This is a genomic window from Bradyrhizobium sp., from assembly GCF_049581145.1.
In the GTDB taxonomy this organism is placed as follows: Bacteria; Pseudomonadota; Alphaproteobacteria; order Rhizobiales; family Xanthobacteraceae; genus Bradyrhizobium.
The window spans coordinates 1-7,094 of sequence record NZ_JBAURI010000923.1; the positions used below are offsets into that span (position 1 = coordinate 1).

The window sequence follows — 7,094 nt, forward strand, 5'->3', positions numbered from 1 at the left end:
GAGCGCCAGCACGCCGGTCCAGAATTCGATCATGTCATACCTCCAATGACTGCGCGGGAGCGATCGACAGCGGTCGCTTCGGATTGGTCTCTCCTACCTTCGGTTCCGGCGCGGGTTCTGGTCCGCGCTGCAGCAGGCGATAGATGTAGGCGGTGCCGAAAGCGAAGATGATGGCGTAGACGATGCAGAAGAATGCCAGGGTGACCGCGACCTCGGGGGCCTGCAGGAACGGCGTCGCCGCCTTTGCCGTCCGCACCACTCCGAACACCGTCCAGGGCTGGCGGCCGACCTCGGCGACGAACCAGCCCGTTATGGTCGCGACAAAGCCGAGCGGAAAGGACAGGAAGATGACCCGCAACAGCCAGCGCTGCGTTTCGATGCGATTCCGCAGGATCTGAAACGAGCCGTACCAGGCGATCGTCAGCATCAGCAGGCCGCAGCCGACCATGATACGGAAGGCAAAGAACGGAATGACGACCGGCGGCCGATCTTCCTTGCTCCAGTCGGCAAGCCCGACTTCCTTCGATGTCAGGCTCATCGAGCCGATCAGGCTGCCGAGATAGGGAATGCTGATCGCGTAGTCATTGCGCTCGGCCTTCTCGTTCGGCCAGGCGATCAGCACCTCCGCGGCCGGGCTCTCGTCGTGCCAGCGCGCCTCGATCGCGGCGAATTTCGTCGGCTGCAGGTCATGCGTGAAGTCGCCGACGAGATGGCCGAAGATCAACTGAACGGGCACCAGTATCGCGGCAAGGCCCAGGGCCATGCGCATCATCACGCGGGCCTCGGACTTGAATGCACCTCGCAACATCTGCCAGGCGCCGGTCGCGGCCACACAGAACGCTGACGTGAGATAGGCCGCGAGCAGCATATGCGGAAAGCGCACCAGCACCGCCCGGCTGAAGATGATCGCCGGCCAGTCATTGGGCACGAATACGCCGTCCGTATCCATGACGTAGCCGATCGGATACTGCATCCAGCTATTGTTCACCATGATCCAGAACGACGACATCGTCGTGCCGATCGCGACCATCACGCAGGAGAACAGATAGAACCAGCGTGGCACCCGGTTGCGGCCGAACATCAAGACGCCGAAGAAGCTCGCCTCGATCGCAAAGGCCGTGAAACTCTCATAGCCGAGCAAAGGTCCCTGGATGGCGCCGGTGCGGCGCGCCAGTTCGCTCCAGTTGGTACCGAACTGGAACGCCATCACGATGCCGGAGACGACGCCCATCGCGAACGCCACGGCGAAGATCGATCGCCAGAAATCGAACAGCCGCCGATAAACCGGCTTGCCCGTCACCACCGACGTCGCCTCCAGCACGCACAGCCAGGCGGCGAGCCCCACCGTGAATGCCGGAAAAATGATATGAAACGAAATCGTGGCGGCGAACTGGATCCGCGAGAGCAAGAGAGCCGTCATATCCATGATCATGTTTCCTTGAAGGATTATCTGAGGAGGGATTTGACGACGTTTCCGCCCTTGAGGAGATCGACGATCTCATCGCCGCGGCCGTTGAGCACGGCGCGCAGTCCCCACAGGCTGAAGCCCTTGACTTCCTCCGTGGTGATGACCGGCGGCATCGACAATTCCTGCTTATTGGTGACGACGTCGAGCAGCGCCGGACCGGTATGAGAGAGTACGTCCACGATGGCCGTCTCGAGATCGCCCGGGTCTTCGACGCGAAGCGCATGGATGCCCATCGCGCGCGCCATTGCCGCGAAGTCAGGATTTTCCAGATCGGTGCCAAATTCGAGGAAGCCGCCGCCCTTCATCTCCAGGGCGACGAAGCCGAGCGAGCCGTTATTGTAGACCACGAGCTTCACCGGCAGCTTCTGTTGCGCCAGCGTCAGGAAATCGCCCATCAGCATCGCAAAGCCGCCGTCGCCGGAGAGGCTGATGACTTGGCGGTTCGGAAACGCCGCTTGGGCGCCGATCGCCTGCGGCAAGGCATTTGCCATCGATCCATGCGCGAGCGATCCGAGCATGCGGCGGCGACCGTTCATCTTGAGATAGCGCGCCGCCCATACCGTGACGGTGCCGACATCGAAGGTGAACACGGCGTCCTCGGCGGCGTGGTCGCTCACGACCTTCGTGAGGTATTGCGGATGAATCGGCGGCCGGCCGGGCTTGCCGGTGGCGAGATCATCGAACCCCTCGCGCGCCTTGACATGGTTGGCGAGGCTGTCGGAAAGATGCGCGCCATCGGACTTTGGCTTGAGCCGCGGCATCAGCGCCCCGATGGTCGGGCCGACATCGCCGACCACGCCAAGCGAAATCGGCGCGCGGCGGCCGATGCTTTCAGGCCGGATATCGATCTGCGCGATCGTGGCGTTGGTCGGATAGAACTGCCGGTACGGGAAATCCGTGCCCAGCATCAGCAGGGTGTCGCAATTCATCATCGCCTGATAGCCGGAGCGAAAGCCGATCAGCCCGGTCATCCCGACATCGTAAGGATTGTCCCACTCCACATGCTCCTTGCCGCCGAGGGCGTGGACGATCGGCGCCTTCAGCGCCTCGGCCAGCCGGACGATCTGATCATGCGCCCCGGCGCAGCCGCGGCCGCAAAACAGCGTCACGCGCCGTCCCTTGTTGAGCAGCTCCGCAAGCGCATCGAGGGTCGACACATCAGGCAGGACAACCGGCGGGGCCAATCGGAGCCCGGCAGGCAACGACAGCGGCGCATCCCAGTTGCGCAACGCAACGTCGCCCGGGATCACGACCACCGATACGCTTCGATTGCCGATCGCACTGCGGATCGCCGTCTCCAGCACACCGGGCAGCTGCGCCGGCTGCGACACGAGTTCGCAATAATCGCTGCAGGCCTGCAACAGCTGGTCGGGCTTGGTCTCCTGGAAATAATTTCGTCCGATCTCCGCGGACGGAATCTGCGCCGCGATCGCCAGCACGGGCACGCGCGTCCGCTGGCAGTCGAAAAGCCCATTGATGAGATGGGTGTTGCCCGGTCCGCACGAGCCCGCGCATACCGCGAGTTCGCCGGTAAGCTGGGCCTCGGCGCCCGCGGCGAACGCGGCCACCTCCTCATGGCGGACATGCACCCATTCGATGTCCTCGCGCGTCCGCAGCGATTCGGTGATCCCGTTCAAGCTGTCGCCCGCGACGCCATAGATGCGGCGGACGCCGGCCCTGGAGAGCACTCCGGTGACGATATCGGCGACTTTCTTCGACATGGCTTTTATCCCTTCAGAAGTCGGTCAGACCGATTGCAGTCCAAGGATGGGGGCGGTTGCGGCGCGGGTCGCGCGACAGACCTCGGCGTTGGTCCTGAGATCGACGCCGTAGGTCGGAATCACTTCCCTGAGCTTCGGCAGCCAGGCATCCTTGACGAGCTTGTCGGCGAAGCACTTCTGCAGCACCTCGATCGCGATGTAGGCCGCCGTCGAGGCGCCCGGCGAAGCCCCGAGCAGTGCCACGACCGACTTGTCCTCCGAGGCCAACAGCTCGGTGCCGAACTGCAGCGTGCCGCCTTCTTTGCCATCGGGCTTGATGATCTGGACGCGCTGGCCGGCGATGGCCTCCTTCCAGTCCTCACGCTTGGCTAGCGGAAAGAACCGCTGCAGCGTCTCGAACTGCTCGCTGGAGGTTTGCACGACCTGGCCGACGAGATATTCCTCCAGCCGAAGACTGTGCGCGCTGACGTCGAGTAACGGAAACAGATTTGCCAACCGGACCGACTCGAACAGATCGAGGTACGATCCCTCTTTGAGGAATTTGGTCGAGAACCCGGCATAGGGCCCGAACAATAGCGAGTGCTGACCATCGACCACCCGCATGTCGAGATGGGGCACCGACATCGGCGGCGATCCGTGCGCCGCCTTGCCGTAGACCTTGACATGGTGTCGCCGCGCGACGTCAGGATTGTCGCAGCGCAGCCACCGGCCGCTGACGGGAAAGCCGCCATAGCCCTTGGCTTCCGGAATGCCCGACCGCTGAATCAACAGCAGCGCGGCGCCGCCGGCACCGACGAAGACAAACTTCGCACTCGTCAGCTCCGACTCGCCCGTGGTCTCGTCCTTGACTTCGACGCTCCAGCGGCCGTCGGCCTGGCGCTTGAGATCGACAACCTCGTGCCGATAATGAATCGAGGTGCCCCGCTTCTCGTCGAGCTGTTTGATCAAGAGATGCGTCAGCGTGCCGTAGTCGACATCGGCGCCCGTGATCATCCGCGTTGCCGCGATCGGTTCGCCGGTCGGACGTCCCTCGATGATGATCGGCGTCCAGCGCGAGATCTGCTCGCGGTCCTCGCTATATTCCATCCCGGTCCAGCAATGGTGCGCGGACATCGTCTGGTAACGCTTGCGGAGGAAAGCGACGTCGTCATTGCCGATGACGAAGCTCATGTGCGGGCAGGCGCGGATGAAAGCTGACGGATCGGCGACGGCGCCGTTTCGCACCAGATACGACCAGAGTTGGCGCGACAGATCGAACTCGACATTGACCTCGAGCGCCTTCGAGATGTCGATCGATCCGTCCGCCTTCTGGGTCGTATAATTCAGCTCGCAATTGGCGGCGTGGCCGGTGCCGGCATTGTTCCAGCCGCCCGAGCTTTCAAGCGCGCAATCTTCCAGGCGCTCGAAAATCGCGATCGACAACGAGGGATCGAGCTCCTTCAACAAGGTGCCGACGGTCGCGCTCATGATGCCGGCGCCGATCAGAACCACGTCGACGGATTTCGGAATGGTTGTCTCGCTCACCGGAAAACTCCTTGCGCGACTAGCGACGGGGGGTGAAGCCGGCCTCGAGACCGGCCGGCAGGATCACATAGGCGCGGCGCCACGGCTCATCGCCAATGACACGCCAACGGTGACCGCTGCCCGTGGTGTCTTCGGCGAGCAGCACATCACCGGGACGGATGATGAATTTCTGTCCGCTCCGGGTTTCGAATTCGAGCGTCCCGCCGAGCGTCAGAACGAGCTGATGCGTCGGGGCGTCGTGCCAGGCGAGCGCATCCTTTGGCTGCGTCTCGCGAAACGAGATCGACGCCGCGGCAAACGCCTTTCCGATCGCGTCACCCTCATTGCCGCCGGGCAGCGACAACGACCCCTCCTCGAAACTCGAGGACTTGTCTGCGTTGGTCCAAATCCGGATGCATCTGATCATCTTGTTCTCCTGGGAAGCTCGGCATCGGTAGGCGGTCCCGCCACGATCCTGGTTCGCGAGGCTCGATTGAAATTCGCAGCTCGCCTCAGCGCGTCTCCTTGATCCAGACGCCCTGCGCATTGACGAACTCGCGCAGTCCGAAATGCGATAGCTCGCGGCCATAGCCGCTGTTCTTGACGCCGCCGACGGGGATCTTCGGATTGGATGCGCTGAAGCCGTTGATGAAGACGCCGCCGGTCTGCAGGCGTCCCGCCATCTCGTTGGCTTTGTCGGTATTGGCCGACCACAGATTTCCGCTGAGCCCATACTCGCTGGTATTGGCAAGTTCGATCGCGTGATCCGCATCGTCAGCGATCGTCATCGCCGCCACGGGCCCAAAGATCTCCTCGTCGAACGCGGCCATTCCAGGCCGAACATCCGCCAGGACGGTCGCCTCGTAGAAGAAGCCGGGGCCATCGATGTCCTTGCCGCCGAGCAGCAACTTCGCGCCGCTCGCGATCGAACGCTGCACCTGATCATGAACGCCTTCGCGCAGGTCGTAGCGGGCTATCGGTCCGATCATCGTGGCTTCATCCAGGGGATCGCCGGCCTTCACTTTCGTTGCCGCGCTGACGTATTTTTCGACGAACTCGTCTGCGATCGGCTTTTCCAGGATGAACCGCTTGGCGGCGAGGCAGACCTGCCCTGCATTCTGGAATCGGGCCAGGATGCCCGCCGCTACCGCTTTGTCGATATCGGCGTCGGCCAACACGATGAAGGAGTCCGCGCCGCCGAGTTCGAGAAGGCTCTTCTTGAGCGCGCTGCCAGCGGCTGACGCGACCGCGGCACCGGCCCTCTTGCTGCCCGTCACCGTGACCGCCGATACCCTGGGATCCCTGATGACGTTAGCGACCACGTCAGTGCGGACGTTGAGGTTGGCGAACAGTCCGTTTGGAAATCCGCTCGACTCATATGCGGCCTGCAGTGCGAACGCGCAGCCCATGACGTTCGACGCATGCTTCAGCAGGAAGCCGTTGCCGGACAGCATGATCGGTCCGGCGGCGCGCATCACCTGCCAGAACGGGAAGTTCCAAGGCATCACGCCCAACACGGTTCCAATCGGCAGGAACGAGACGTGGATGCGGTCAAAGCCATCGGACTCCACCGGCTCGTCGGCAAGTATCGCAGGCCCGCGCGCCGCGAGCCAGTTCAGGAGGGTCGCGCATTTCTCGACCTCGGCACGGGCCTCCTTGATGGTCTTTCCCATCTCGCTGGTGGCGCGGATGGCGAGCACTTCCGATGTCTCGCGGAGAGTCACCGCGAGGCGCTGATAGCACTTCACCCGCTCGGCCATCGGCGTTTCGCGCCACAACTTCGCGGCGAGCGCGTTCCTGGCCAGCGTCTGCTCGACATCTGCCGGCGTCATGAAGGGATAGGTCGCGAGTACTGCGCCGGTAGCCGGATTCCGCGAAATCGCCGCCGCGGCTGGCTCAATCTTCTGGTGCTTCATTATCGTCTCCGAATCCCGTTGGATCGTCACGTTGGTCGTTGGTCGCGATTGGTCGCGCAGCATCGATCCGTCCCCGTGAAAGCGTGGGCGGGGCGATCTACGGCGAAACGTAAAAAAGAGGCGCTTGGGCGGGCGCGGCTGACCAGCCGGCCACCGCCGCCGCGTCGGTCACGAAGGTACCGGCGTCTCCGGCTTCATCCACCGCAAAGCCTTCTTGCGATCACCGTCATTGGCAACATGCAACTCCTCGGCCTTGACGGTGACGTCGCGGGCACCAGTTGCACGCCTTAGAGGCTGAACCTGGCCATGGCTTTTCGCCGTGGCTACGACCGCGCATCCCTTCTTCGCCAGTCGCATCAATGCTTCAAGACCGAAGCCAGAACCCGTTCCTGTGACGAGTACGGTCTGCATGCAATTTGCCTTTCGTTTCTTCCGACACGAAAGGTATCACGGCTCTTCAGGCCGCGATGTTAATTGAAATAAATC

General features: G+C 62.9%; 6 protein-coding genes. All 6 read right to left on the bottom strand.

Annotation, left to right across the window (positions count from 1 at the left end):
* Positions 1 to 34: 34 nt before the first annotated feature.
* Positions 35 to 1,426 carry a cytochrome ubiquinol oxidase subunit I gene (locus tag WCB02_RS30335; protein ID WP_423963801.1) on the bottom strand — a complete coding sequence of 464 codons (1,392 nt, stop codon included), beginning with the start codon at positions 1,424 to 1,426 and terminating at the stop codon, positions 35 to 37.
* Positions 1,427 to 1,446: 20 nt separating this feature from the next.
* Complete coding sequence (gene poxB, locus WCB02_RS30340) at positions 1,447 to 3,189, bottom strand: ubiquinone-dependent pyruvate dehydrogenase (RefSeq protein WP_423963803.1); 1,743 nt, start codon at positions 3,187 to 3,189, stop codon at positions 1,447 to 1,449.
* Positions 3,190 to 3,213: 24 nt separating this feature from the next.
* The gene (mqo, locus tag WCB02_RS30345) at positions 3,214 to 4,713 is read right to left on the bottom strand and encodes a malate dehydrogenase (quinone) (protein ID WP_423963805.1); all 1,500 of its coding nucleotides are present in this window, start codon (positions 4,711 to 4,713) and stop codon (positions 3,214 to 3,216) included.
* Positions 4,714 to 4,732: 19 nt separating this feature from the next.
* Complete coding sequence (locus tag WCB02_RS30350; RefSeq protein ID WP_423963807.1) at positions 4,733 to 5,119, bottom strand: AraC family ligand binding domain-containing protein; 387 nt, start codon at positions 5,117 to 5,119, stop codon at positions 4,733 to 4,735.
* Positions 5,120 to 5,204: 85 nt separating this feature from the next.
* The gene (locus tag WCB02_RS30355) at positions 5,205 to 6,608 is read right to left on the bottom strand and encodes an NAD-dependent succinate-semialdehyde dehydrogenase (protein ID WP_423963810.1); all 1,404 of its coding nucleotides are present in this window, start codon (positions 6,606 to 6,608) and stop codon (positions 5,205 to 5,207) included.
* A gap of 168 nt (positions 6,609 to 6,776) precedes the next feature.
* Positions 6,777 to 7,019: an SDR family NAD(P)-dependent oxidoreductase gene (locus WCB02_RS30360; RefSeq protein ID WP_423963812.1), complete on the bottom strand. Its 243-nt coding sequence runs from the start codon at positions 7,017 to 7,019 to the stop codon at positions 6,777 to 6,779.
* Positions 7,020 to 7,094: the final 75 nt, after the last annotated feature.